The sequence below is a fragment of the Lentzea sp. NBRC 102530 genome (genome assembly GCF_030269365.1).
Classification (GTDB): Bacteria; Actinomycetota; Actinomycetes; order Mycobacteriales; family Pseudonocardiaceae; genus Lentzea.
On the sequence record NZ_BSTF01000005.1, the window covers coordinates 372,770 to 398,697 of the forward strand.

Sequence of the window (25,928 nt, forward strand, 5' to 3'; positions counted from 1 at the left end):
CACAACACCTTTCGGCATCGTCGGTGCCATGACGACCGACAAGCTCTTCACCCCTGGGCTGCGCGAAAGGTTCTTCGGCCAGCGCGTCCTGATCCTCGACGGTGCGCTGGACGACGACAACGGCACCGTGCTCATGACCCAGATGCTGTCGCTGGCCAGCGAGGACCCGCGCCAGGACATCGCCCTGTGGATCCACTCGCCGGGCGGCTCGGTGCCGTCCATGCTCGCCATCCGCGACGTCATGCGCCTCGTGCCCTGTGACGTGGCCACGCTCGCGCTGGGCCTCGCCTGCAGTGCCGGGCAGTTCCTGCTCTCGTCGGGCACTCCCGGCAAGCGGTTCGCGTTGCCGCACGCCCGGATCCTCATGCACCAGGGCAGTGCGGGCATCGGGGGGTCGGCGGTGGAGGTCGAGGTGCAGGCCGACGACCTGCGTCACACCAGGGACACGGTGCTGAGGCTGATCGCCGAGGACACCGGGCAGTCGTTCGACCGGATCTTCACCGATTCCTTGCACGACAGGTGGTTCACCACCGAGCAGGCGCTCGACTACGGGTTCATCGACCACGTGGTGAGCGACCTCGCGCAGGTGGTTCCCGTCCGCACGCACAAGCTGGGCCTGCACTCCGGAGCTGTCGCATGAGCACCTACACGATTCCGAACGTCATCACGCGCGACGCCCGCGGTGAGCGCGTCATGGACGTCTACTCGCACCTGCTGTCCGAGCGCATCGTCTACCTCGGCACCGGGATCGACTCCGGGGTGGCCAACGCGTTGATCGCGCAGCTCTTCCACCTGGAGGCGGACAACCCGGACCTGGAGATCAACCTCTACATCAACTGCGAGGGCGGCGATCCCTCGGCGATGCTCGCGCTGTACGACACCATGCGCTACATCAAGGCGCCGGTGGCCACCACGTGCGTCGGGCAGGCGGTGGCGGCGGGGGCGGTGTTGCTCGCGGCGGGGGCGGAGGGGCGCCGGTCCGTGCTGCCGCACTCGCGGGTCGTGCTGCATCAGCCGGCCGCTCAGGGGCGGGGCACCATTCCGGACCTGATCCTCGCGGCGGACGAGGTGGTCCGGGTGCGGACGCAGCTGGAGGCGATCCTGGCTCGCCACACCGGGCGTTCGACGGACGAGTTGCGGCACGACACCGACCGCGACCGCGTGTTCGACGCGCCGGGAGCCGTCGAGTACGGGCTGGTGGACCGGGTGCTGGACCAACGGCCGTGACCGGTGTGCCCAGGGCCGTTGGGGGTGTCCTGGGCACACCGGCCGCTGCTAGGCGGCCATCAGCGCGCCGACCATCGCCACCGGGCCGGACGGGCGTCCGACCGGACGCGAGGTGCGGAACTGGGTGCCCCCGACGACGCCTCCGCGCAGGTTGCGCACCTGGCCGGCGATCCCGATCAGGAGGTCCGCGAGGTCGATGCCCAGGGCGCCGGCCACCGCCGCGATCATCTCGCTGGACGGCTCCTTGCGGCCCCGTTCGATCTCGGACAGGTACTGGACCGAGATGCCGGCCCGGTCGGCCACGTCGACCAGGCGTTCGCCCAGGTCCTCGCGCGTCTCGCGCAGCTTGCGGCCCAGGGCCTCACGCCACAGGGGTTCCGGGGTGCGCTTGAAGTCCAGGATCTCCGCCATGTCGTCATGGTGACAGCACCACGAGGGCCCGCAGCCGCCGTTCTGCTAGGAGCAGAACGACCGCCCCGAATCCACCCGAAGGTGACCGAAAGACCGCTGAGCAGGCTCTTCCTCACAGTGCAACCCACACCGAAGAAAGAACATGAGACTGCTGATCGGCTAGGCGATCGCCTTCCTGTCACGGGGAGAGGCAGGCAGATGCAGACAGCTTGGCAGTGACTGACAGGTTGGCGTACGGTGTCGACGTGGGAGTTGACTTCGGGAAGCAGACGGTGCTGGTCACCGGGGCGAGTTCGGGCATCGGCGCGGAGTTCGCGCGCCGGCTGGCGGCACGCGGGTCGAGCCTGGTGCTGGTCGCGCGCCGCAAGGACAGGCTGGAGGAACTGGCGGCCGAACTGCGCGCGAAGCACGGCGTGACGGTGCACGTCGTGGCGGCGGACCTCGCGCAACCGGGCATCGGCGCGCGGCTGGCGGGCGAGGTGGCGGAGTTCGGCGTCACGAGCCTGATCAACAACGCCGGGTTCGCGAACTTCGGGGCGTTCCACGAGAACGAGCCGGAACGGCTGCGGCAGGAGGTGGCGGTCGACGTCAACGCGGTCGTCGAGATCAGCAGGGCGTTCATCGAACCGTTGCGCGCCAACGGTCACGGCTTCCTGATCAACCTGGCGAGCATGGCCGCGTACCAGGGCACGCCGTGGTCGTCGGTCTACGGCGCGACGAAGGCGTTCGTGGTGAGCTTCACCGAGGGGCTGTGGATCGAGTCGCAGGGCACCGGCCTGCGCGTCATGGTGCTCTCACCCGGCGCCACGCGCACCGAGTTCGCCGAGGTCTCCGGCATCGAGGAGATGATGGACGGGCTGAGGACGCAGACCGCCGGCGAGGTCGTCACGACGGCGTTCAAAGCGCTGGACCGCCGGGTCACGCCCGTCGGCGTCATCTCGGGCCGGATGAACCGCGTGCTGGCGTTCACCGGACGCCACTTCACCTCGCGCGCGATGGGGGCGAGGCTCATCGGGCGGATGTCGCGGCAGAGCTAAAGTGGGCTGCATGGAGAAGTCGGCGTCGCTGTGGGAGCGGTCGCGTCAGGCCGCGGTCGCCGAGATCGTCGACACGGCGCTGACCCTGTTCGAGGAGCAGGGGTACGAGGCGACGACCATGGCCCAGGTCGCGAGCAAGGCCGGGGTGTCGCAGCGATCGCTGTTCCGCTACTTCGGCACCAAGGAGGACCTGGTCTGCAGCGACCAGGACGCACTGGGCGAGGTGCTGGTCGGCGCGGTCGCCGCGCAACCGGCCGAACTGTCCACCTGGGACGCTCTGCGGGCCGGTTTCACCGCGATCCTCGCCGCCTCGAACCACACCCCGCAACGGGTGCTGGAGATCTCGCGGCTCATCTTCACCACCGCGTCGCTGCGCTCCCGCTACTTCGAGAAGCGGCTGCGCTGGCAGCACGCGCTGGTGCCGGTGATCGAGCAGCGGATGGGCATCGAGTCCGGTGAGGTCCCGGACGCCCGCGCGATGGGGGTCATCGCCACGACGTTCGCGTGCGTGGACGCCGCGACGGAACTGTGGGTCCTGCACGGCGGCAAGGCCGACGCGTTCGAACTGTACGAACAGGCGCTCGCCGCCGTGCGGGCCTAGACCGTCACCTCGGACTTCTTGCGGCGCAACCGAAGCACGACCGTCACCACCAGCAGCACGACCAGGATCCCGTAGGCGGTCGCCGCGAACGGGCTGGTGACGAGAGCGCTCAGGTCACCCTCGCTGATCTGCAACGTGCGCCGGACCTGCTCCTCCGCCATCGGCCCGAGGATCAGGCCGACGACCAGCGGCGCGACCGGGTACCCGTGCCGCCGCATGAAGAAGCCGATCACACCGATGACCAGCAGCACGATCAGGTCGTCCGTCACGAAGTTCACCGCGTAGGTGCCCAGCGCGGCGAACAACAGGATGCCCGCGTAGAGGTACGGCCGCGGGATCTGCAGCACCTTCACCCAGATCTTCACCAGCGGCAGGTTCAGCACGAGCAGCATCACGTTGCCGATGTAGAGCGACGCGATCAACGCCCACACCATCGGGCCGTTGTTGGTGAACAGCAACGGACCCGGCTGGATGCCGTAGCTCTGGAACGCCGCCACGATCACGGCCGCCGTCGCGGTGGTGGGCAGGCCGAGCGTCAGCAACGGCACCAGCACACCGGCCGCGGCCGCGTTGTTCGCCGCCTCCGGGCCCGCGACGCCCTCGATCGCGCCCTTGCCGAACTCCTCGGGCCGCTTCGAGAGCTTCTTCTCCGCCGCGTACGACAGGAACGTCGACACGTCCGCGCCACCGGCCGGCACGGTGCCGATCGGGAAGCCGATGAACGTGCCGCGCAGCCAGGGCTTCCACGAGCGCTTCCAGAACTCGCCCGTCATCCACTTACCGCCGATCGGCACGACCTCGATCGGCCCGTGCCGCAGCCGCGACGCCACGTACAGCGCCTCGCCGACCGCGAACACGCCGACCGCCACCACGACCACGTCGATGCCGTCGGCCATCGTCGTGATGCCGAGCGTGAAACGCTGCTGCCCGCTCAGGGTGTCGGTGCCGATCAGGCCGATGAACAGGCCGAGCCCCAGCGACGCGAGGCCGCGCACGGGGGAGGACCCGAGCAGTGCCGCGACCGTCGTGAACGCCACGACCATCAACGCCACGTAGTCGGCCGGGCCGAGTTGCACCGCGACGTCCGCGATGGTCGGCGCCAGCAGCGTGAGCAGCACCGTGGCGATCGTGCCCGCCACGAACGAGCCGATGGCCGCGGTCGCGAGCGCGGCCGCACCGCGCCCGGCCTTCGCCATCTTGTTGCCCTCTAAGGCGGTCACGATGGACGCGGACTCGCCGGGGGTGTTCAAGAGGATCGACGTCGTCGAGCCGCCGTACATGCCGCCGTAGTAGATGCCCGCGAAGATGATCAGCGCTGCCGTCGGGTCGAGCGTGTACGTCAGCGGCAGCAGCAACGCCACCGTCATCGCCGGGCCGATGCCCGGCAGCACGCCGACCGCCGTGCCGAGCGTGACGCCCAGCAACGCGTACAGCAGGTACTCGGGCTGGGCGGCGGTCGCGAAGCCCTCCATGAGCATGGTGATGCTATCCATCGAGGAACGGCACCCCTTCGAAGATCCCGGCGGGCAGCGAGAGACCCAGGCCGTACGCGAACACCACCTGCACGACCAGCGCGAGCACGATCGCGATCGGCAGCGCGCGCCACCAGGTCGCGCCGAGCGTCCAGGCCGCGCCGAAGAACAGCAGCGCTGCCGCGACCGGCCAGCCGACGAGGTCGATCAGCACCAGGTGCGCGATCAGCACGGCGACGAGCTTGCCCACGGTGATCCAGTCGGTGCGGACGTTCTCGTCGACGTCCTCACCCTCCTCGGCCTCGCCGAGCTTGCCCCTGGCCGTCGCGATGATCGCCACGATGCCGGTCACGACGAGCAGAACTCCCACGGCGTAGGGAAAGGCGCGTGGTCCTACGACGTTGTCATCGCGCGCGGCGATCGTGGTCGCGTCGACCAGGGTGAAGACCCCGATCGCCGCGACCAGACCGCCGAACGCGTACTCCTCGAGTTTTGCCGTGATCACTTCACGAGCCCGATGTCCTGCAGTGCGGGCTTCACGCGGCCGATCTCCTTGGCCATGAACGTGGAGAACTCGCTGCCGGTCAGGAACGTGTCCGTCCAGCCCTTCTTGGACAGCTCGTCCTTCCACTGCTGGCTCGCGTGCATGTCCGTGACGAGCTTGGTGAGCCGGGTCTTGGCCTCCGCCGAGATCGACGCGGGCGCGACGACGCCACGCCAGTTGATGAGCTCGACGCCGAGGTCGCCGAACGTGGGCGCGTTCAGGTCGGGCACCGGGTTCGGGCCGGACGTGCCGAGCGCGCGCAGCTTGCCCGCCTTGATCTGCTCCTTGTACTCGCCGACACCGGAGATGCCCGCGTCGACCTTCTTGCCCAGCAACGCCGCGAGCGACTCGCCGCCACCGGAGTACGGCACGTAGTTCAGCTTGTCCGGGGCGATGTTCTTCGCCTTGAGCAGCATCCCGGCGAGGATGTGGTCGGTGCCGCCCGCGGAACCGCCGGTGATCGAGACGCCCTTGCCCTTCTCGTTGACGGCGGCGAGCAGGTCGTCGATCGTCTTGTGCGGCGAGTCCGCCGGCACCACGACGACCTCGTCCTCGGCCGTCAGCCGGGCGATCGGTGTGGTCTCCTCCAGCCGGGCGGGCGACGCGTTGGTCTCCACCGCGCCGACCATCACCAGGCCGGTGATCATCAGGTACGACTCGGAGCGCTCGTTCAGCAGCTTCTGCAGGCCGACCGTGCCACCGGCGCCCCCGACGTTGGTGACCTGCACCGAGTTCGCGAGCTTGGCCCCTTGTACCGCGGACTGCATCGACCGCGCGGTCTGGTCCCAGCCACCACCGGGGTCGGCGGGCGCCATGATCTCCAACTTCGCGATGGAGTCACCGCCGCTCGCGCTCTTCGCCCCCTGACCGCATCCCGCGAGCACCAGCCCGGCGGCGGCGACCGCCACCGCTCGTCTCCATGCCGTGGTCATTCGAGCACTCCTCGCCTCGTCGCGAACGTTGGGCGGGGACGCTAGGTAACTGGTGGGCGCCTCGTAAGGGTTAGGTCGTAAGTTCCGTATTGGTCGTTTAGTTCGTGACCTGTTTCACACCGGATGCGTCATGATTCCATTCATGTTCCGCCGATCTGTGTCGTTTGGAGCGTTGCTGCTCGCGTTGCAGGTGGTCATCGTGCTGATGACCGTCTGCGCGGCCGGGCTGCTCGCCGCCAAGCTGCAGAGCGACCGGATCCGCGACTCCTACAAGGACAGGATGCTGTCGGTCGCGGAGAGCGTGGCGCGGCTACCGACGGTGGTCGAGGCGTTCGATTCGGTTGACCCGCCCGCGACGATCCAGCCGCTCGCCGAGCTGATCCGCAAGGCGTCCAACGTGACGTACGTGGTGGTCACCGACCACAACGGCGTCCGCTACGCGCACCCCGACCCGAAGCGCATCGGCGAGCGGGTGTCGACCGATCCGACGTCGGCGTTGTCCGGCGAGGTGTTCGTCGGCACCGAGACCGGCACGCTCGGCACGTCGTTGCGCGCCAAGGTGCCGGTGCGCGACGCCGACGGGAAGATCATCGGGATGGCGTCGGTCGGCATCCTGGAGAGCCAGCTCTCCGACGACTTCGCGGAGGACCTGCCGGAGCTGATCGGCTGGCTCGCCGCGGCCGCGCTGATCGGCGTGCTCGGCGCCGCGTTGATCACGCAACTCGTGCGGCGCAGGACGTTCCGGCTCGAACCCGCCGAGATCGCGCAGCTGCTGGAGACCAGGGACGCGATGCTGCACGGCATCCGCGAGGGCGTGGTCGCGGTGGACGAGAAGGAACGGCTGGCGCTGGTCAACGACGAGGCGATGCGGTTGCTGGAGCTCGCGGAGAACCCTCGCGGACGGCTCGCGGCGGAGGTCCTGGACGACGGGTTGCTCGCCCTGGCCCGAGGTGACGACGACGTCGCGGACCGGCTCGTCCTCGCCGGGGAACGGGTGCTGGTCGCGAACCGGATGACGGCCAAGACGCACGACCGCGCGGTCGGCGTCGTGCTGACGTTGCGCGACCGCACCGAACTGCACGACGCGTTGCGCGAGCTGGACGGCCAGCGGACCGTGACGGAGGTGCTGCGCGCGCAGGCCCACGAGTTCTCGAACCACCTGCACGTCATCGGTGGTCTGCTGGACCTGGACCGCGGCGCGGACGCCGTCGCCTACATCGAACGGGTCGGCGGCGCGGGGTCCCTCACCGCCGACATCATCGACGGCGCGAACGCGGATCCCGCGCTCGCGGCCCTGTTGCTGGCAAAATCCTCCACCGCGCACGAACGCGGTGTGGAGCTCCGGCTCGATCCCGGCAGCTACGTCGACATTCGTGCGGGTGACGACGCGTTGACCGTGCTGGGAAACCTGGTCGACAACGCGGTCGACGCCGTGGAGACCGGCGGAACCGTGCGGGTGCTGGTGCGCTCGTCGGTGAGCGGAGTGCGGGTGGTCGTGGACGACGACGGGCCGGGCGTGGCCGAATCGCAACGCGGCCGCATCTTCGACCTGGGTGTTTCGTCGAAGGACGTCCAGGGCGCGCACGGCAGGGGTATAGGTCTTGCATTGGTGTCGAGGGTGGTGACCCGGCGCAGCGGCCGGGTGGCGATCACCGACTCGGAACTCGGCGGCGCGTCGTTCGACGTGTGGCTGCCGGAAACGGGGAACCGATGAGCGTGCGGACGCTCGTGGTCGACGACGACTTCGCCGTGGCGGCGATCCACCGCGGGTTCCTGGAGGCGATGCCCGAGTTCGAGGTGGTCGGCGAGGCGCACCGCGGTGGCGAGGCGTTGCGCGCCGTCGAGTCGTTGCGCCCGGACCTGGTGCTGCTCGACATCCACCTGCCGGACATGTCCGGCCTCGAGGTGCTGTCGCGGCTGCGGGCACGGGGCGGGCCGCCGGTCGACGTGATCGCGGTGACGGCCGCGCGCGAACGGGAGACCGTGCGCCAGGCCATGTCCCGGGGCGTAGACAACTACCTGGTGAAGCCGTTCACGCGCACGGCGTTCCTGGACCGGATGCGCGAGTACCTGGCGCAGCGGATCGAGGTGCAGCGGCTCGGGCAGGTGCTGGACCAGGACGAGGTCGACTCGCTGATGCACCACCGGCCGCGCACCCCGGCGATGCCCAAGGGGTTGTCCGCCGTGACGCTGCGGCTCGTGACGGACGCGTTGCGGGACAGCGAGAACGACCTGTCGGCCCAGGAGGTCGGGGACCGGGCGGGGCTGTCCCGCGTGAGCGCGCGACGGTACCTGGAGCACCTGGTGACGATCGGCAAGGCGGAGGTGCAGCCGCGTTACGGCATGGCGAACCGCCCCGCGCACGGTTATCGGCTGACCTGAGCGTCCCAGTCGACGCGGTAGTTCTGGTCCCTGGTGAAGGCGCGCTTGCCGAAGGTTTTCATGACGAGTGGCATGAGCAGGCGCGTGACGGGGCCGATGCCGCGCTTGGTGCTGTTGGTGCGGGCCGCGCGGGCCGCGATCGCCTCGACCCGAGGGCGGCGCAGGCGTTCGTAGGCCGCGAAAGCCTCGGGGACGTCCGGGATGTCGCGCAGGCACCGCGCCAGCTGCACGGCGGATTCGCGGCGAGTGACGCGCCCTGGCCGGAGCTCGCGCTCGGGGCGTGCGCGGCGTCGCCGACGAGGACCATGCGGTCGCGGTGCCAGCGGGGGACGCTGGGCATGATCTCCATCGGCCCGGCGCCGATCACGGTGTTCGCGATCTCGGCCGTCGCCAGGGGTTCGGGGACGGCGAGGTTGGTGAACCACGCGATGGTGCCGTCGGGTTCGGCCCAGTAGCCGAGGAACGAGCCGCCGAAGACGAAGTACATCGTCTCGGCGTCGGCCCGGACGCCGCTTCCCGTTGCGTACGAACCGAAACCGAGCAGGCCGACGTACTCGGGGCTCGGGGCGTGCGGGTCGATCAGCGTGCGGACGGTCGAGCGGATGCCGTCGGCGCCGATCAGCACGTCGCAATGGCAGCAGGCGCACCGACTTCGTCCGCGACCCAACCGTGCGACTCCGGCGTGCGGTTCACCACCAGTGGCACCGGCGCTGCGACGGGCCTGCGCCTGATGGTCGTCGAGGTGACCAACTGCGGCACAGAACCGGTGCAGATCAACGGTTATCCGCAGGTGCAGGTGCTGGACGCCGGGCGGGCGCGGCTGGACGTCGCGATCCTCGAAGGCTCCGGCGGCATCGCCGCGATCGACGGCTTCGACACCCCGCCGCAGCCGATCACGGTCGCACCTGGGGAGAGCGCGAAGAGCGCGTTCGTGTGGCGGAACACACACGCGTCGGCAGATCCGCCGCTGGTGGGCAGGCACGTCGACATCGCGACCGCACCGGGCGGCGCCTGGCAGCCGCTGGTGGCGACGTCCCCGCAGAGCGCGGTCCTCATCGACCTCGGCAGCACCGGCCGCCTGGGCGTGCGGGCCTGGTACCGCTGACCGTTGCGGCGCCGGGCGCACCGTGTCCGGCGTGTTAATTCTTGCGGCGGCGCCGCCGTTCCGTGTTCTGATGGCGGCATGTCGACCACCGCACTCCTGAGCTTCACGCTGGTCGCGTTGCTGACGGTCATCACGCCCGGTCTGGAGACGCTGCTGGTGCTGCGCACGGCGTTGCTGGTCGGCCGCCGCGCCGCGATGGGCGTGGTGGTCGGCAGCACGCTGGGCTGCCTGGTGTGGGCGACGGCGGGCCTGGTGGGTCTGACCGCGTTGCTGCAGGCGTCCGCACTGGCGTACGACATCGTGCGCTGGCTCGGTGCGGCGTACCTGATCTACCTGGGCGGCAAGGCTTTGTGGAACTCCCGGCGCCCCGTTGAGGTGGACGAACCCGCCCCGGTCCCGTCGGTGCGCGCGGCCGTGCGGGTCGGGTTGCTGACCAACCTGCTCAACCCCAAGCCGGGTGTCTTCTACATCTCCCTGCTGCCCCAGTTCCTGCCCGTCGGGCAACCGGCGTGGGGCGGCGTGCTGGTGGCCATCCACCTGGGCATCGGCCTGCTGTGGTTCCCTGTCCTGATCAGCGCCGCCGCCCGCACCCGCGCTTTCCTGCTGCGCCAACGCATCCTGCTGGACCGGCTGTCCGCCACAGCGCTGATCGCGTTCGGCTTGAAGACCGCGGCCGACGCACGCTGACGTGTGATCTCCTCTCCCCATGCCGGCCGCCACACTCCTGAGCTTCACGCTGGTCGCGTTGCTCACCGTCCTCACGCCCGGCCTGGACACGGTGATGGTGCTGCGCACCGCCCTGCTCAGCAGCAACGCGCGGCCCTGGGCGTGGTCGTGGGCATCACGCTGGGCTGCCTGCTCTGGGGTGTGGCGGGCCTGGCCGGGCTGACCGCGCTGTTGCAGGCGTCCGAACTGGCCTACGACGTCGTACGCTGGCTCGGCGCCGCCTACCTGATGTACCTGGGCGCCAAGGCGTTGTGGGACTCCCGCAAGGCCACCTCGCCGGAGGACACCCGCCCGGTGCCGGGCGCGGCGGCGTCGTTGCGCGTGGGCCTGCTGACGAACCTGCTCAACCCCAAGGTGGGTGTGTTCTACCTGTCGTTGCTGCCGCAGTTCATGCCGGCCGGCGAACCGGCCTGGGGCGCGGCACTGGTGGCGATCCACCTGGGACTGGGCCTCGTCTGGCTGCCCCTGCTGGTCCTGGTGGCCGACCGCGCGCGTGCTTTCCTGCTGTGCCAACGCCTTCTGCTGGACCGCCTGACGGCGTCGGTGTTCGTGGGCCTCGGTCTGACGCTGGCCCTCGACGCCCGCTGAGTCAGCGTCCCCCGGCGGCGGAGCGGTGCCAGGCCGCGAGCGCCACCCTGCTCGACAGGCCCAGCTTCACCCGGATGTTGACCACGTGCCGGTCGGCGGTCCGCGGCGAGATGAACAGCCGCGCCCCGATCTGCTTCGACGTGAGGCCCTCCGCGACCAGCCCGGCGATCGTGAACTCCTGCCTCGTCAACCCACCCGGCAGCAGGGGCTTCGCCGGTCGCCGTTCGGAGTCGGGCACCGGTTCGAGCGCGAACGCCATCGCCTGGTCGGGGCGCAGGTCGGCGCCGAGCGTCGTGATCACCTGGTAGTCGTCGCCCAGCGACCGCCGGACGGTGCGGTCCGCGCGGTCCAGCTGCCGGCGGAACGGGCTCATGCCGGCGAACGAGAGCCGTGAGATCCGTTCCTGCGACCGGAGCGCGCCGAGCAGCCGTGCCGCGCGGTCGAACGCCCCGAGTTCCGCGCACGTGCAGGCCAGCAGCCACAGGCTGAAGGGCGCGCTCCAGGTGTCGCCGAGCGTCAGCTGCACCCGCAACGCCTCGATCACCAGCGGGTGCACCCTGGCCGGGTCGCCGTGCAGCAGTTCGTAGAGGCCGCGGTGCCACAGTCCCCAGGCGTGCGACCACGTGACGCCGTTGTCCTCGGCCTGCCGGGCCAGGGCCGTGGTGGCCTTGTCCGCGTCTTCGGCGTCGAGCAGGAAGCACGCCGCCATCGCGTGCATCAGCTCGGTGATGTAGACGTCGCCGGGGGCCGAGTGCTGCCGGCAGAGTTCCACGACGTGCGCGTACAACGGCACGCAGTCCGGTGAGCCGTCCACGAAGAAGAGATGCGTGGCCTCGGCGAGGACGAGGTGGAGGTCGGTGATGGGCTGCCGGGGCAACGCGCGTGCCTCGTTCATCAACGGGAACGCCAACGCGCCGTCGCCGCGCGCCTGCGCCATGTACGCGCAGTGCGCCAGCAACGACGTGCGCAGCGGCGCGTCGGTGATCACCGCGCGGGCGGCCGCGAGCAGGTCCCAGGCCTGGCCGAGCATGCCCGCGAACGACGTGAACCGGGCCCGCTGCACGTTCATCGTCACGGCAGCGCCCATCGCGGCCAGATCAGGGACGCGGAGCGCGTGCGCCACGGCCGTGCGGATGTTCGGCCACTCCTCCCACAGCCTGCCCGTCCACCTCGCGTCGTCGGCCGAGAACCACGAGCGAGCAGCCGCGTCCACGAACTCGCTGTAGTGCACGGCGTGACGCCGCAACGGTTCGTCGGCGTCCGTCAGCAGACGAGCGCCGAACTGCGCGACGGTGTCCAGCAGCCGGTAGCGGGTCTCCCCGGTGACCGGGCTGGTCGCCGTTCCCACGATCGACCTGGTCACCAAGGCGGACAACGGCTTCAGGACGTCCGCGTCCGCCACCGCCTCGGCCGCGGCGAGGTCGAAGTCGGCCGGGAACACCGACAGCCGCGCCCACAGCCGTCGTTCCTCGTCGGTGCACTCCTGCGCCGTCCACTCCAGCACCTGTTCCAGCGTGGCGGGTTCGGGGAGGTGTGCCGCCTCCGCCGTCACCACCCCGGCCTGCAACATCGCGAGGAGCTCGATCGCGAGCGGGAGGCCGTCCACCGCCCGGCACAACGCGTTCACGTCCTCCGGCACGGCCTCGGCCCGTTCGCTGAACAGGCGTGCCGCGTCGTCAATGCTCAACGGCGGCACGTGCAGCAACTGCTCGCCGTAGACGCCGAGAGGCTCCCGCGAGGTCGCGAGGATCGTCAGGCCCTCGCAGTCGCGCAACAGGTGGTGCACCAGGTGGCGGACCGCCTCCAGCAGGTGCTCGCAGTGGTCGAGGATCAGCAGCAAGTGCTTGTCGTACAACGATTCCACGAGCCGGGTGAGTCCGGGCTCCGGCGAGTTGTCGACGATCCGCAACTCGGTCGCCACCGTGCGGGTCAGCGCCGCCGGGTCGTGCAGGTCGCCGAGCCGCACCCGCCAGACCCCGTGCTGGAACGCCGCCGCCCGCACCAGCGCACGGCCCGTCTCCACCGCGATCCGGGTCTTGCCCGCTCCACCCGCCCCCGCGAGCGTGACCAGCCGCGACCGGCGCAGGAGCGCCTCGGTGTCGGCGAGCACGGCCCCGCGGCCGACGAACGTCGTGGTCTGAGCAGGCAGATTGCCCCGCACGGTCATCGGCGCATCTTCGCCTAGCAGCACCGAAGTGTGACGGAGAGGATCGCCTCACCACCCTTTCGGTCTAGCGAGTTCGACCATGCGTGGTCACGCGGTCGCGCGTGCGGATGATCATCTTGCTTGCGAGCCGCAGCCCCTGCCGCGCGTTGAGGTGCGGCAGGTACGCGCGGCTCACCGCGTTCGCGATGCGCGGCAACGCCGCCGAGTCCGGGTACGCCATGAACATCGGCTGGTAGGTCGGCTGGAACTTCGCCTTGAACGCGAACAGCGAGCGGAACCCGTACACCGGCTCCAGCACCTGCCCGGTGAAGTCCAGGACGCGCTGCAACGCCCGAGGCCGTTCGCCCCGGTCCAGCCGGGCCAGGGGAGCCCCGGACAGGCTGAGGAACCGCGCGCCCTCCGCCTGGAGTTCCATCGCCGCCGAGGCGATCAGGAACTCCATCGAGCCGCGGAACCCGTCCGAGCGGCGCCGCATGAAGTCGAGCGTCCACCCGACGACCTCGCCATCGGAGTACACCGGCAGCCAGCTCGTGATGCCGTGCACCGTCCGGTCGGCGTCGATCGCCAGCAGGCAGCGCACGCCGTCACCGGCCAGCTCTTCCAGGCCTCCCAAGGTGAAGCCCATCTCGGGCAGCCCCTTGTCCGCCACCCACTCCGCCGAGATCGACCGGATCTGGTCGGTGATCGCGTACGGAGCGTCGGCGTACGTGCACCACTCGGCGGTGATGCCGGCCTTGCCGGCCTTGTTCAGCGCCGTGCGGACGTCCTGCCACTTCTTGCCGGTGAAGCTCAGCTCGTCCAGCTCGATCACGGTGTCCTCGGCGACCTGCACCGCGGACCAGCCGAGCCCCTCCACCGCGGTCCGCGTTTCCGCGCCCACGCTGTAAAGACACGGCGTCCAGCCGTTGTGCGCGCAGAACTCCGCGAACCCGCGCACGGCGTCCACCCGCGCCGGGCCGATCGGATCGCCGACCGTCAGCGCGATGGTCGCCACCACCCGGTACGCGATGGCGTTCTCACCGTCGGGCGTGAACCAGTACTGGTTGCCGCGCCACGTCGTCATGTACGACAACGACGAACCACCGTGCCGCCGCATGAGGTCACGTGCGCGCTCTGCCGACTCCTCGCACGAGGACGGCCACGCCCGCCACGACGCCATCAGCATGCCCGCGAGCACGATCAGCCAGAACACCACGCCCGTGTACTCGAACAGCAGCGTGCCGAAGAACCCGTCCGCGGCGAACCGCAACGGCACCAGGTCGAGGTACCCCGGCGGCAGGAACCGCGTCGGCAGGTCCGCGAGCAGCGCGCCGAAGCTCGGCTCCGGCGTGAACTCCTCGCGCACCAGGTACCCGCCGAAGACGTACAACGCCGACAGCGCCGCGACGCTGATCGCCGTGAACCGCCAGAACTTCACGACGGCACGACGGGGCAGCCGCACGTCGAAGTGCCCGCGGGTCACCAGCAGCACCACGATGATCGCCAGCGGAGCCAGCATCGGCACACCGAACGAGACCGACAACTCCAGCAAGCTCGCATCGGGGAACTGCGCGACGTACACGACGTACGAACCGATGAACGCCGCGAACGCCAGGTTGAACACCAGCGCCGTCCGCCACGCGAACCGCCGTCCACGTCGCAGACCTTCTGCCAGCACCAGCAACAGCAACGCCGGCAGCAACGACATCACCATCGCAGGGAACCGGCCGTACGACAGCTGGACGGTCATTGTCCGGCACTGCTCGACCATGTCGGCCAGGCAGGTCGCGTCGACGTCGTCCTGCAGCGGCTGGGTCACCGCCACCACGTCGGCGAACCACCACAGCGGTCCGTTCGGGTACGGCGACATCATCGACACCACCGGCCCGAGCGCGGACGCCGCGATCAGCAACGCCACCAGCACTCGCGTCTCCTGCAAGGAACGCGCCCTGCTCACCGGCCCGGTCCTCAGCAGCAGCGCCCCGATCAGCAGTCCGGCCACGCCACCGGACAGTCGGAGCACGTCTTCGAGCCAACCCGAGTACAGGGTAAGGACCAGCACCGACAAGATCATCAGCAGGCGTACGCGCCGCCTCCACAGCGGCGGCATCCGGAACGTCAGCACCAGCACGAGCCCGACCCCGCCGATCGACGGACCGGCCGCGACCTCGCCCACGAGCGACTCGAGCCAGCCCCAGTGCAGGTCGCGCCCGAGCAGTACGAGGCCGAGCCCGAGGAACGAACCGAGCACGTGCGAGGCGAGGAAGATCGCGGCCGTCCGCAGCGCGCCGAACTCGCGTTCCGCCAGCACTCCGCCGACCAGCAGTAGCACCGTGGTCCCGGCGTACCCCAGCAGGTCCATCGACCACAGCGCGGAGGTGAGGACGGTCCACCACGGGCTCCCGGTGCCGAACGCGGTGCGCGCGAGCAGGTCGTCGCTCGCGCCGCCGACCGCGCCGGTGAGCGTCCCGACCGTCCAGAAGACGATGAGGAACGCGCAGGTCAGCGGCGCGGCGCGGAACAGCTTGGCGATCATCTGACCAGCCCTGTTCGCTGTGCGAGCCACGGCAGCGAGCTGTACAGGCCCGGCCGCCACACGTTCCAGTCGTGTCCTCCCGGGAGTTCCTTCCACTGCACGTCCATTCCGGCCTTGCGACAGGCCTCGAACACCTCGGCGTCGGCCGGGCGGTACAGAGCGTCGTCCTTGCCCGCCACGATCACGCCCGCGGTGCGCGGGAACTTCTCGCGGGCGAGGATGTCGAGGGGGTTGACGCGGGCGAACGCCGCCGCGTCGCCCCCGAAAGCGACCTTGACCGTCTCCTCGCGCGTGCCGAGCGTCGGCTCGCGCTGACCGGAGAGGTTGATGAAGTTGCCGTACACGTCAGGCGCGCGCACTGCGAGTTGCACGGAGCACGTGCCGCCGTGCGAGAAGCCCGCGATGGTCCAGGCTTCCCGGCGTTCGTCGACCGTGAGGCGTTCCTTGATCCAGTTGGGCACGTCCCTGGCCAGGTAGGTCTCGGTCTGGCCCAGCTTCGAGTCGAGGCACAGCGGGTTCGCCGTGGTCGCGCCGATCTGGTCGGCCATCACGACGATCGGCGCGAGTCCGTTGTGGGCGCGCGCGAACGCGTCCATGTTCTCGACGATGCCGCCCGCGTCGTACCAGTCGCGGGGCGTGCCCGGCTGGCCCGAGAGCAGCACGATCACCGGCAGCCGGGGCCGCGGCGTGGCCGCGTACGCGGGCGGTAGGTAGATCCAGGCCGGACGCGCCTTGAAGGCGCCGGGGATGGGGACCTCGGACATCGTGCCCTTGTCCGGCAGGCCCGTGGCCGTCCAGACGTCGGCGAGCGTCTTGCCCTCCGGCACCTCGAGCACGTCCGAGGGCGGCGCGGTGTCCGGCAGGTCGACGCTCGGGTTGTGGAAGACCTGGAGCACGGCCCGTCCGGTGGGGTACTGCCCGTAGTACGCGTTCGTGGCCGTGACCGCGCTCGCCAGGACGACGATCGCGGCGACGACGCTCAGCACACGCCCGTACCACCGTGACGGCCGTAGGCGTGCCACGGCCAAGGCGAGGGCGACGAGCGCGGCGCCGAGCCAGACCATGAGAACGATCGGCAGCGGCTCGGGCCACGGTTTCCACAGGTGGTCGACCACCAGCGTCAGACCGGTCACGAAGAGCGCGCACGTGAGCACGACGATCGGCACCACGCGGGCCCACCAGGTCCGGTTCTTCTGAATCGCCAGGTAGGTGAGGGCGAGCACGGCCGCGACCGTGGCGGCCTTCGGGACCGGTCCGTGTATCAGGGACAGGTCCAACGGGCTGAGCATGCGCTCAATGCTTCAGGAAGTCTTCAGGAACCGCATCGGAGGATCGTCTCTGTTCAGAGCCGTGAACATCAGCCTTAAGAATGACAACCCATCAGACGCGTGGTGCGTCGCGCCAGGCGTTCGTGAGCGTCCTCAGTGCGTCCGGGTGGTCGGCGATCTCCGCGGCTCGGGACAAATCGGACTCCGCCATTCCCAGTTCCCGCAACGATGTCACGGCACCGAACCGGCTGGCCGTGTCGTGGATGCGACCCGCCAGATCCTCAGGTGCCGTGTGGGGGAGCAGCGCCGTGTGTGTGGCGGCGTGCGGCAAACCGAATGTACCGCCCAAAACGTGCGCGAGCTTGTGGTGCAGTCTCATGGGGACGGACGCGAGACAAGTGCCACCGAGCCAGGCCGAGGACAAGAGCTCGGTGCGCGCATCCACAGTGGACGGATTTCCGCTCAAAGCGTGCAAAACGCCCTCGATCGCTCTGGTGGCGATGGCGTCGATCAACGGGTTCTCGTTGCCGCGGGCCGCGACGGCGTGCGCGAGAGAGTTGAGCGCGCTCGTCACCGTGACGTCGAGGGGCAGGTCCAGCGTGAAGTCGACGTCGTAGATCACGGTGTCCGGCTGGATCGCCGGGTCGCGCCGCGTCTTCTTCAGCCCGGCCGCCGTCTCGCCGAGGACCTGGGTGACCTCGGACCCCGCGTAGGTCGTCGGGATGATGATCTGCGGCACGCCGGTGCGGATCGCCAGGGCCTTCGCCAGGCCCGTGCTCGATCCACCGCCGACGGACACGATGCCGTTCGCGTCGTGCTCGCGTAACAACGCGAGCGCGCGCTCTGTGACCTCGATCGGCGTGTGCATCGCAGCGCCTGTGAACCGCGTGACCAGCAGCGCGCCGAGTTCGGCGGCCACCTTGTCACCGCCGTGGCGGGCGATCAGCAGCACGCGCGTCGCCCCGAGCCGTTCGGCCTCGGCGCGGACGGTGGAGGCGGTGCCGCGGCCGAAGACCACGCGGGTGCGGCCGGGTTCGAAGGTGAAGCTCACCCAGGACGAATACGTGAGGCGCGAGCCCGGCGCAACACCAGAGGGTCAAGCCTTTCGGCTCTGACGGGTGACTTCGTCACTCCTTAGCGTGAATCTTCATGAAGCGTGTTCGTGTTGTAGTGGCGTTAGCAGGGGCCCTGACCCTGACGCCAATCCCTGCCACAGCGGCGACACCAGCGTTCCAGCTGTCCGGCGGCGTCACCGCGCCGATCCACTCGATGGCCGACGCGGTCCGCGAGACCGTCTACGTCGACTCCGGGCTCGACCTCGACGGCGACGGCACCCGCGACCGGGTCGCGGCCGACATCATCAGGCCGTCCACGACCGGGCGCGTGCCCGTGATCATGGACGCCAGTCCCTACTACCAGAGCGCGGGCCGCGGCAACGAGAGCGAGGTCAAGACCTACGACTCCGCCGGTGTGCCGGTGAAGTTCCCGCTCTTCTACGACAACTACTTCGTGCCCCGCGGGTACGCCGTCGTGCTGGTCGACTTCCTCGGCACGAACCGGTCGCGCGGCTGCGTCGACGTCGGCGGCCAGTCCGAGATCGCCTCCGGCACCGCCGTGATCGACTGGCTGAACGGCCGGCGCACCGGCTACTCGACCCTGACCGGTTCGACGACCAAGTCGGCGTCCTGGTCGACCGGCGCCGTCGGCATGATCGGCAAGTCGTGGGACGGCTCGATCGCGAACGGCGTCGCGGCCACCGGTGTCGACGGCCTGAAGACGATCGTGCCGATCGCGGCCATCAGCTCCTGGTACGACTGGTTCCGCTCGGACGGTGTCGCCTACCCCGGCTACAGCTCTCCGACCGGGCTCGGGTCGCAGTTCGAGAACTCCAACGCGCGCTCGCGGTGTGCTGCCGTGCGTTCGCAGATGACGAACGGTTCCCCGGCCAATGGCGACTACACGGCGATGTGGCAGACACGGGACTTCGTGCGCAACGCGTCGAAGGTGAAGGCGTCGATCTTCGCGATCCACGGGCTGAACGACCTCAACGTGAAGACGTTGCAGTACGGCCAGTTCTGGGACGCGGTGCCCGCCACGGTGCCGAAGAAGCTGTGGTTCTCGCAGACCGCGCACGTCGACCCGTTCGACTTCCGGCGCAGCGAGTGGGTGCCGACGCTGCACCGCTGGTTCGACCGCTGGCTGCTGGACGTGCAGAACGGCATCGAGAACGAGCCTCAGGTGTCCGCGGAGCGCGCGCCGGACGTGTGGGCGACCGATCAGACGTGGCCACCCGCCGGCACCGTCAGCACCGTGCTGCGTCCTTCTTCTTCCGGACTCGGCACGGCGGCGGGCACGGGCACGTCGGCGTTCACCGACAACGGCAGTGGCACGCCGACGAACTGGATCTCCGGTTCGAACACCGGCAGGGCGATCTGGTCGACCGCCGCGCTGGCTTCGGACCTGCGCATCGCCGGCACGTCGTCGATCACGGTGGGTGTGTCGTCGTCGACGTCGACCGCGCACCTCACGGCGTACCTCGTCGACTACGGACCGGCGCGCGTGCGCACGGGCGAAGGCATCCGCACGTTGACCACGGAGTCGTGCTGGGGCGAGAGCCGCACGGGCGATGACGCGTGTTACCGCAACACGGAGGCCACGACGGGCAACGTCGACGCGCAGATCATCGCGCGCGGCTGGGCGGACCTCGCGAACTACCAGTCGCTCACGACCCCGCGCACGATCACGCCGGGCACCAAGTACCGCATGACGTTCCGACTGTCCACAACGGACTGGGTCGTTCCGGCGGGCCACCGGCTGGGCCTGGTGATCGGCGGCACCGACACGACCGCCATCGTGCGGCCGAGCCAGCTGCCGCGGCTCACCGTCGACCTGGCGGACACCTCGGTGCGGGTCCCGCTGAAGGGCACCGTGCCGTCCGCCTCGGTCGCTCCGCTCGTCGTCGCCAGCGTTTCCGCTGGTACGAAGAGCGCGCTGGGCTAGCGAACCGGACTGTCGGTGCTGCTCGCTAGCATCGGCGCCATGGGTTCAACCGAGCACGGAGACGCGCTGCAGGTCCTGCAGCGCGTCTTCGGGTACCCCGAGTTCCGCGGCGACCAGGCCGCCATCGTCGAGCACGTGATCTCGGGCGGCGACGCGCTCGTGCTCATGCCGACCGGCGGCGGCAAGTCCCTGTGCTACCAGGTGCCCGCACTGGTCCGTCCCGGCACGGGTGTGGTGATCTCGCCCCTGATCGCGTTGATGCAGGACCAGGTGGACGCGTTGCGCGCCCTGGGCGTGCGCGCGGGCTTCCTGAACTCCTCGCTGTCCTGGGACGAACGGCGGCTCGTCGAGGCCGAGTTCGTCAACGGCGAGCTGGACCTGCTCTACCTGGCCCCGGAACGGCTGACGTCCGAGGCCACCCTGCGCCTGCTCGACCAGGGCGAGATCGCGCTCTTCGCGATCGACGAGGCGCACTGCGTCTCCCAGTGGGGCCACGACTTCCGGCCCGACTACCTCTCGCTGACGCACCTGCACGAGCGCTGGCCGAAGGTCCCGCGCGTCGCGCTCACCGCCACCGCGACGGAGGCGACGCGCACCGAGATCCTCACCAGGCTGGAGCTGACCGAGGGCCGCCAGTTCGTCTCCAGCTTCGACCGCCCGAACATCCAGTACCGCATCGTCGGCAAGAAGGAGCCCAAGAAGCAGCTCCTCGACCTGCTGCACGGCGAGCACAAGGGCGACGCGGGCATCGTCTACTGCCTCTCCCGCGCCTCGGTCGAGAAGACCGCCGAGTTCCTGGTGGCCAACGACATCCCGGCCCTGCCGTACCACGCGGGCCTGGACGCCTCGGTGCGCCAGCGCAACCAGGCGAGGTTCCTGCGCGAGGACGGCCTCGTCATGGTCGCCACCATCGCGTTCGGCATGGGCATCGACAAGCCGGACGTCCGCTTCGTCGCCCACCTCGATCTGCCCAAGTCGGTCGAGGGCTACTACCAGGAGACGGGCCGCGCGGGCCGCGACGGCCAGCCGTCCACCGCCTGGCTCGCCTACGGCCTCTCCGACGTCGTGCAGCAGCGCAAGATGATCGAGTCCTCGGAAGGCGACCTGGCGTTCCGCCGCCGTTCCCAGGCGCACCTCGACGCGATGCTCGCGCTCTGCGAGACGATCACCTGCCGCCGCAGCATGCTCCTCGACTACTTCGGCGAGTCCGGCGTTCCCTGCGGCAACTGCGACACGTGCCTGACGCCGCCCGAGTCCTGGGACGGCACGGTGGCCGCCCAGAAGCTCCTCTCGACGGTCTACCGCCTGCGCAAGGAGCGCAACCAGAAGTTCGGCGCCGGCCAGGCCATCGACATCCTGCTGGGCCGCAAGACCGCCAAGGTGATCCAGTTCGACCACGACCAGTTGAGCACCTTCGGCATCGGCGAGGACCTCAACGAGAGCGAGTGGCGCGGCGTCGTCCGCCAGCTGCTCGCCCAGGGCCTGCTGGCCGTGGAGGGCGAGTACTCGACCCTCGTGCTGACCCAGGCGAGTTCCGAGGTCCTGGGCCGCAAACGCGAGGTGAAGCTGCGCAAGGACCCTGCCCCGGCCCGCACCAGGACCACTGCCCAGTCCCCGTCGTCGAGCGGCACCAAGCAGAAGGTCGACCTCCCGGCCGAGGCGACGCCGCTCTTCGAGGCCCTGCGCGAATGGCGTGCCCAGCAGGCCCGCGAACAGAGCGTCCCGGCCTACGTGATCTTCCACGACGCCACCCTGAAGTCCATCGCGGCGAGCCGCCCCACCAGCCTCTCCGCCCTGGGCGGCGTGAGCGGCGTGGGCCAGGCCAAGCTGACCAAGTACGGCGAACAGATCCTCGAGGTGGTGGCCGCGGGCCCAGCCGCACCCGCCACCACCCAGTCCACCCCATCCGCCGCCGAGCCCGCCAAACCCAGGTCCCGCACCGCCATCCAGGGCGGCGCGGCGTGGGGCTCGGGCGAGGCGGCCGACGAGTGGCCAGAACCGGAAGAGCCGGACGAGTCGATCGACTGGTGATCCGCTCCCGATCGTGGCTCAGGCCGCCGCCGCTGCCTGGGCCACGATCGGGAGCATCTCCTTCAGTTGCTGCTGCGCCGTTCCCCGCGTGAGGACGGGGTCGTCGGAGAAGACGCTGGTGCCGAAGTTGACCAGCAGATTGCCGCGGGCCAGGTAGGCCTGGCAGTTGTGCTGGCCCTCCTGCACGTCCGGTGCCGTCTCGCAGAAGGCGTAGAGGTCGTCGAAGCCGGCCGGCGGTGGGTCCATGGCCACGTCCGGGGTCACGACCCGCTCCGGCTTGCCTTCCTTGCGGACGTAGCTCGTGCAGGCGCGTGCCTTCTCCCTGACCCTGTCGAGCAGGTCGGCGGCTTTGTCCTCGGACAGGGCGTGCACGTCTTCCCACACGACCTTGTGCGGGCCGCTCCAGAACCTGTGGCGCGTCACCCTCATGCCGGATTTGACCTCGACGTCGCCGCACAGGCCGGCCACGCCCGATGTCTGGGCGACGATCTCGCCCGGGGCAGCCGGGATGTCCTTGCTCCAGGGAGCGTCCGGGGCGAACGCGTCCTTGGGCACGAGCGCGGCCACGGCGCGGTCCGACAGCTGATTCCACTTCTCCGGCACCGACGTGCTCGGTGACGGTGCCGTCGAGGACGGCGGTGGCGCGGTCGGCGGTGTGGAACAGCCTGCCAGGAGAACGGCAAGGATCAGCGCACGTCGGAACACATCAACCCCCCAGGTCGGGAGGAAGCATAAGTCAGGTCACCTTCTCGATCTGTGCGCGTGTGATCAGCGTCTTCCCGGACTCCCCGACGAGGTCGAAGGCCGCGCTGTTCAGCACCACGCACGACGGGCCGACGCCGAGGATGCGCACGGTCGTCTGCCGGCCGTTGTCGAGGTTCGTGACCCGGACCGCGGACCCGACCGGGAGTTGCGACGAGAACGCACCGGGTTCGCCGCCCACCGAGGACAGGCCGACGGTCGCGCCGTCGCAGACGACCCGACCCACGACACCGGAGGGACGCACCCGCGAAACGGAGGCCCGGGTGGTAGGAGTGGGGGCGGGTGCGTTTCCGACGATCTCCACGCGGATTCGGCGGAGAACGCTGTCCACGCCGCCCTCGCCCGTTTCGTCGGACCACAGGGAATCCAGCGCCGCGGTGTTGATGATCGCGCAATGCGCGGAAGGGCCGATGACCGAAACGGTGATCACGCGGCCGTTGGCGGGATTGGTGAGCCGTAGTTGAGTGCCGAGGGGGAACTGGTCCGACAACACACCGGCCGGCCCCTTGGCGTTTGTCGTTCTCACCTGCTTGCCGGAGCACACCTCTTTGCCCGCCACCCCCGACTGCGACGCCGGAGCGCCGGAACCGGCGAGAGCGAAGGCCGCACCCCCGATGGCCGCGACGACGGAGAAGACCCCCGCGCCCGCGACCCAGCCCTTCGACCAGCGCATTGCAACACCCGACCTCTCTGTCAGGCCGTACGGCCCGCAGAAGGGGGTGGTTCAACGGCGAGTTGCCCTCACCAGCGCCGTCGGGTCGCAGGAGGCCAGGTGGTCACGCAGTGCCACGTGGGCGAAGCGGTACTCACCGTCCACTCGGGTGAGCAGCAGCCTGTCCTGTGCGAGGTGGAGCAAAGCCTTGCGGCGGAACGACAACTCGCCCAGCGACAGGGGACGCGTGACGCCTTCGGCCGCGACTTCGGAGAGCGCGTCGAACGGCCACACGTAGTCGCGTGCGGCCGTTGGGGTGACAAGCAGACCGAGTGCCACCCCCAGTGCGGTTCCCCACGATCCGAGCGTGCCGATCCCACCCAGCAGACCGACCGCGCCGAAGACCGGGACCGCCGGCTGCACCCACCACGGTCTCCCCAGCCGCATGCGTTGCTGTTGTCCCGGACGCACCGTGCGCCACACACGTCCCACAGCCGCGGCGAAAATTCCGCCTGCCACGCCGGCGGAAAAGCCGACTCCCATCCCGGCCAGCACCACGTACGGACCGGTCCAGATCATCGAGACGCCCGGTGCGGCGGCGATCAGCAATGCCCACGGCACAGGAGCGTCGCCCGGTATGAAACCCAACGCCAAGAAGAATGACGCCACCACCACGAACACATACGCCACGAGGTACGGCCACGGTGTGCCGATTCCGCCGAGCCACAACCCGACGAGACCGACCATCAATCCGGCGATCACGCCGGCGATGAATCCCAGCGCGGCGGTCACAATGCCGTGCGCGCGTCCAGGCGGATGAAAGACGTGCGGCAGTTTGTTCACCATCACGAGCAACGACGAAGCGGCGACCACGAACACCAACGCCGACCACAAGCCGAGACGCAGACCCGTCATGAACGCCACGGCACACACACCACCGGCGAAGGCGGCAGGCACTGCGCGCACGAACAACAACCACAACGGGCGCGTCGGCAGCAGCGGAAGCCACGCACGGCGGTGTGGCATGTGCACGGGCGCACCGAGATCCGGTCGTCCCAGCCGGGCGAGGAACTTCAACGCGCGAATGGTCGGGCCCGCGCCGCGTTGGCCGGACAGCCTCTCCACGACGAAGGAGCCCACGAAGTCGGTGCCGATCGTGTCGACCTGCTTGTCGAGGTGCGTCAACGCCAGCAGGTTCAACGCGAGCGGCGAGTCGAGCTTCTCCCAGATCTCCGGGGTGAGCGCCGCCTCCAGGCTGTCGAGCCGGGGGCTGACCGAGGCGATGTACTCCAGGACCTGCCCGCGCGACAACGGTTCGACGTGCACCGACGGCAGGTTCTCGATCGGGCCGGTCGAGGTGACGACGGAGGCGAACGGCGCCAGTTCGGCCTCGCAGTGCGCGCGGTCGACCCGCGGCACCTCGTCGAGGCCGTCGATGAGCACGACGATGCGTTCGCGGCGCAGCCAGATCGTGCCGGCGGAGCGGCTGATGCCGTAGCGGCGGTTCATCTCCCGCAGCAGCCACGCGGTGAACTCCGTGGGCTTGCGCGTGCCGTACGCGCGCCACGTCGCCAAGTCCACGACGACGGGAATCGGCGCGTCCGGATCGTTGCGGGCCCGCTCGACCAGCACCAGGCAGAGTTCACGCAACAACGTCGAGCGTCCGCTGCCGACCGGTCCGATCAGGACCATGCTGTGGCCGAGGCGCTCGTAGACGGCCTCCAGGTCGGGCGACGAGACCGCCTCGCCGTCCACCCGAACCGCGAGCTTCGGTTGCTGCGACACGCCCAGCTTGATCTGCGTCTGGGCTGCCAGCGACGCGGCGATCAGCGCCTTCACTCGTGTCTCGACGCGAGCGAGCGCGGCGGTGCGGCTGCTCGTCTCGTGGCCGCGCACCCGCTCCCAGATCGCGAGACCGACGGCGACGAGCACCATCGCGGCGACCGCGGGCCACAACCACCGGCCGAACTCGCCGATGAACCCCGGAACCGGCCCGCCGGTGCTCACGCTGATGGCGGCCGGAAGCAGCAGAACGATGGTGACCAGGCACAAGGCGGCCAACGCGGCCAACCGCGCCGCTCTCGTCACCCCGCTCGGATCCACCTTCACCTCCGCGATCCCGGCGAACGACGGTAACCGTGTCGCCGGGATCGCGGAAGTGAATCCGATCAGGCTTAACTCACACGCGAACCAAGCGCCTGAGCCGCCTCAGAAGGACCACTCTGAGTGGGTCCCATTACTGCTCTTGCTGGCCGCCGAAGTTGCGGAGGCCTTCCTTGAGCTTGTCCTCGCCCTGGTCGATGTGCTCGCTGTGCTTGCCGCCGGTCTTCTCGTCGGCGAACTGCCCGGCGCGCTCGACGCCCTGGTCGACCTTGTCGCCGTGCTGGCCGATCAGGTCCTTGGCCTTGTCCTTCAACTCGTCGAATCCCATGACTGCATTACCTCCCTATGCAGTTCGGGTACCCGGTCTCGGATCCGGTACACGTCACTGGATCGAGTGAAGTGCTG

At 69.7% G+C, this 25,928-nt stretch carries 25 protein-coding genes; 12 read left to right on the forward strand and 13 right to left on the reverse strand.

Features of this window, described 5'->3' with window-relative positions; translation table 11 throughout:
* Window positions 1-28 precede the first annotated feature (28 nt).
* Complete coding sequence (locus QSK25_RS16085; RefSeq protein ID WP_285639106.1) at window positions 29-640, forward strand: ClpP family protease; 612 nt, start codon at window positions 29-31, stop codon at window positions 638-640.
* Window positions 637-1,227: a ClpP family protease gene (locus QSK25_RS16090; RefSeq protein WP_285639107.1), complete on the forward strand. Its 591-nt coding sequence runs from the start codon at window positions 637-639 to the stop codon at window positions 1,225-1,227. The genes QSK25_RS16085 and QSK25_RS16090 overlap by 4 nt, the downstream gene beginning before the upstream one ends.
* A 48-nt stretch (window positions 1,228-1,275) precedes the next feature.
* Here QSK25_RS16090 and QSK25_RS16095 read toward each other — a convergent pair whose 3' ends face one another.
* Complete coding sequence (locus QSK25_RS16095; RefSeq protein ID WP_285639108.1) at window positions 1,276-1,638, reverse strand: helix-turn-helix domain-containing protein; 363 nt, start codon at window positions 1,636-1,638, stop codon at window positions 1,276-1,278.
* 245 nt (window positions 1,639-1,883) lie between these two features.
* Between QSK25_RS16095 and QSK25_RS16100 the strand changes: the two genes are divergently transcribed.
* Both QSK25_RS16100 and QSK25_RS16105 read left to right on the forward strand, forming a co-directional pair.
* Complete coding sequence (locus tag QSK25_RS16100) at window positions 1,884-2,675, forward strand: SDR family NAD(P)-dependent oxidoreductase (RefSeq protein ID WP_285639110.1); 792 nt, start codon at window positions 1,884-1,886, stop codon at window positions 2,673-2,675.
* A 10-nt stretch (window positions 2,676-2,685) separates the two neighbouring features.
* On the forward strand, window positions 2,686-3,276 hold the full coding sequence (locus QSK25_RS16105; RefSeq protein WP_285639111.1) for a TetR/AcrR family transcriptional regulator: 591 nt from the start codon (window positions 2,686-2,688) through the stop codon (window positions 3,274-3,276).
* On the opposite strand, the gene QSK25_RS16110 is transcribed toward QSK25_RS16105, so the two are convergent.
* From QSK25_RS16110 to QSK25_RS16120, 3 genes are read right to left on the reverse strand one after another with little or no spacing between them, the layout of a single operon-like run.
* A complete protein-coding gene (locus QSK25_RS16110; protein WP_285639112.1) occupies window positions 3,273-4,769 on the reverse strand; it encodes a tripartite tricarboxylate transporter permease in 1,497 nt (498 codons plus the stop codon). The two genes, QSK25_RS16105 and QSK25_RS16110, sit on opposite strands and share 4 nt — an antisense overlap.
* Window positions 4,762-5,253, reverse strand: coding sequence for a tripartite tricarboxylate transporter TctB family protein (locus QSK25_RS16115; RefSeq protein WP_285639113.1), 492 nt, complete (start codon window positions 5,251-5,253; stop codon window positions 4,762-4,764). The genes QSK25_RS16110 and QSK25_RS16115 overlap by 8 nt, the downstream gene beginning before the upstream one ends.
* The gene (locus QSK25_RS16120) at window positions 5,250-6,224 is read right to left on the reverse strand and encodes a Bug family tripartite tricarboxylate transporter substrate binding protein (protein WP_285639115.1); all 975 of its coding nucleotides are present in this window, start codon (window positions 6,222-6,224) and stop codon (window positions 5,250-5,252) included. Before QSK25_RS16120 ends, QSK25_RS16115 begins: the two co-directional genes overlap by 4 nt.
* Before the next feature lie 142 nt (window positions 6,225-6,366).
* On the opposite strand from QSK25_RS16120, the gene QSK25_RS16125 reads away from it, so the two are divergent.
* Both QSK25_RS16125 and QSK25_RS16130 read left to right on the forward strand, forming a co-directional pair.
* Window positions 6,367-7,938 (forward strand): ATP-binding protein, encoded by a 1,572-nt coding sequence (locus tag QSK25_RS16125; RefSeq protein WP_285639117.1) that lies wholly within the window; start codon window positions 6,367-6,369, stop codon window positions 7,936-7,938.
* Window positions 7,935-8,606, forward strand: a complete 672-nt coding sequence (locus QSK25_RS16130) for a response regulator (protein WP_285639118.1) — start codon at window positions 7,935-7,937, stop codon at window positions 8,604-8,606. The genes QSK25_RS16125 and QSK25_RS16130 overlap by 4 nt, the downstream gene beginning before the upstream one ends.
* A 58-nt stretch (window positions 8,607-8,664) precedes the next feature.
* Here QSK25_RS16130 and QSK25_RS16135 read toward each other — a convergent pair whose 3' ends face one another.
* Entirely contained in the window at window positions 8,665-9,231 is a 567-nt protein-coding gene (locus QSK25_RS16135; RefSeq protein ID WP_285639119.1) for a Rossmann-fold NAD(P)-binding domain-containing protein, read from the reverse strand.
* 6 nt (window positions 9,232-9,237) lie between these two features.
* Here QSK25_RS16135 and QSK25_RS16140 point away from each other — a divergent pair, with 6 nt between their 5' ends.
* The 4 genes from QSK25_RS16140 (at window position 9,238) to QSK25_RS16155 (ending at window position 11,025) form a co-directional block, all read left to right on the forward strand.
* Complete coding sequence (locus QSK25_RS16140; RefSeq protein WP_285639120.1) at window positions 9,238-9,711, forward strand: DUF4232 domain-containing protein; 474 nt, start codon at window positions 9,238-9,240, stop codon at window positions 9,709-9,711.
* Window positions 9,712-9,789: 78 nt separating this feature from the next.
* Window positions 9,790-10,398: a LysE family translocator gene (locus tag QSK25_RS16145; protein WP_285639121.1), complete on the forward strand. Its 609-nt coding sequence runs from the start codon at window positions 9,790-9,792 to the stop codon at window positions 10,396-10,398.
* 19 nt (window positions 10,399-10,417) lie between these two features.
* Window positions 10,418-10,600, forward strand: a complete 183-nt coding sequence (locus QSK25_RS16150; protein ID WP_285639123.1) for a hypothetical protein — start codon at window positions 10,418-10,420, stop codon at window positions 10,598-10,600.
* The gene (locus tag QSK25_RS16155) at window positions 10,546-11,025 is read left to right on the forward strand and encodes a LysE family translocator (RefSeq protein ID WP_285639124.1); all 480 of its coding nucleotides are present in this window, start codon (window positions 10,546-10,548) and stop codon (window positions 11,023-11,025) included. Before QSK25_RS16150 ends, QSK25_RS16155 begins: the two co-directional genes overlap by 55 nt.
* Before the next feature lies 1 nt (window position 11,026).
* Here the strand turns inward: QSK25_RS16155 and QSK25_RS16160 are convergent, their stop codons facing one another.
* From QSK25_RS16160 to QSK25_RS16175, 4 genes are all read right to left on the reverse strand, one after another.
* Window positions 11,027-13,192 carry an ATP-binding protein gene (locus QSK25_RS16160; protein ID WP_285639125.1) on the reverse strand — a complete coding sequence of 722 codons (2,166 nt, stop codon included), beginning with the start codon at window positions 13,190-13,192 and terminating at the stop codon, window positions 11,027-11,029.
* A gap of 64 nt (window positions 13,193-13,256) precedes the next feature.
* On the reverse strand, window positions 13,257-15,707 hold the full coding sequence (locus tag QSK25_RS16165; protein ID WP_285639126.1) for a bifunctional lysylphosphatidylglycerol flippase/synthetase MprF: 2,451 nt from the start codon (window positions 15,705-15,707) through the stop codon (window positions 13,257-13,259).
* A complete protein-coding gene (locus QSK25_RS16170) occupies window positions 15,704-16,996 on the reverse strand; it encodes an alpha/beta hydrolase (protein ID WP_285639127.1) in 1,293 nt (430 codons plus the stop codon). The genes QSK25_RS16165 and QSK25_RS16170 overlap by 4 nt, the downstream gene beginning before the upstream one ends.
* Window positions 16,997-17,087: 91 nt before the next feature.
* On the reverse strand, window positions 17,088-18,026 hold the full coding sequence (locus tag QSK25_RS16175; RefSeq protein WP_285639129.1) for a maleylacetate reductase: 939 nt from the start codon (window positions 18,024-18,026) through the stop codon (window positions 17,088-17,090).
* A 98-nt stretch (window positions 18,027-18,124) separates the two neighbouring features.
* Between QSK25_RS16175 and QSK25_RS16180 the strand changes: the two genes are divergently transcribed.
* Together QSK25_RS16180 and recQ are read left to right on the forward strand one after the other, a co-directional pair.
* A complete protein-coding gene (locus QSK25_RS16180) occupies window positions 18,125-19,975 on the forward strand; it encodes a Xaa-Pro dipeptidyl-peptidase (protein ID WP_285639131.1) in 1,851 nt (616 codons plus the stop codon).
* Between the two features lie 39 nt (window positions 19,976-20,014).
* Window positions 20,015-22,006 (forward strand): DNA helicase RecQ, encoded by a 1,992-nt coding sequence (gene recQ / locus QSK25_RS16185; RefSeq protein ID WP_285639133.1) that lies wholly within the window; start codon window positions 20,015-20,017, stop codon window positions 22,004-22,006.
* Window positions 22,007-22,024: 18 nt separating this feature from the next.
* Here recQ and QSK25_RS16190 read toward each other — a convergent pair whose 3' ends face one another.
* From QSK25_RS16190 to QSK25_RS16205, 4 genes are all read right to left on the reverse strand, one after another.
* On the reverse strand, window positions 22,025-22,609 hold the full coding sequence (locus QSK25_RS16190; RefSeq protein WP_285639134.1) for a hypothetical protein: 585 nt from the start codon (window positions 22,607-22,609) through the stop codon (window positions 22,025-22,027).
* Between the two features lie 133 nt (window positions 22,610-22,742).
* A complete protein-coding gene (locus QSK25_RS16195) occupies window positions 22,743-23,441 on the reverse strand; it encodes an RlpA-like double-psi beta-barrel domain-containing protein (RefSeq protein WP_285639135.1) in 699 nt (232 codons plus the stop codon).
* Window positions 23,442-23,492: 51 nt separating this feature from the next.
* A complete protein-coding gene (locus QSK25_RS16200) occupies window positions 23,493-25,523 on the reverse strand; it encodes an NACHT domain-containing protein (RefSeq protein WP_285639138.1) in 2,031 nt (676 codons plus the stop codon).
* Window positions 25,524-25,656: 133 nt separating this feature from the next.
* Window positions 25,657-25,851: an antitoxin gene (locus QSK25_RS16205; protein ID WP_285639140.1), complete on the reverse strand. Its 195-nt coding sequence runs from the start codon at window positions 25,849-25,851 to the stop codon at window positions 25,657-25,659.
* Window positions 25,852-25,928 lie beyond the last annotated feature (77 nt).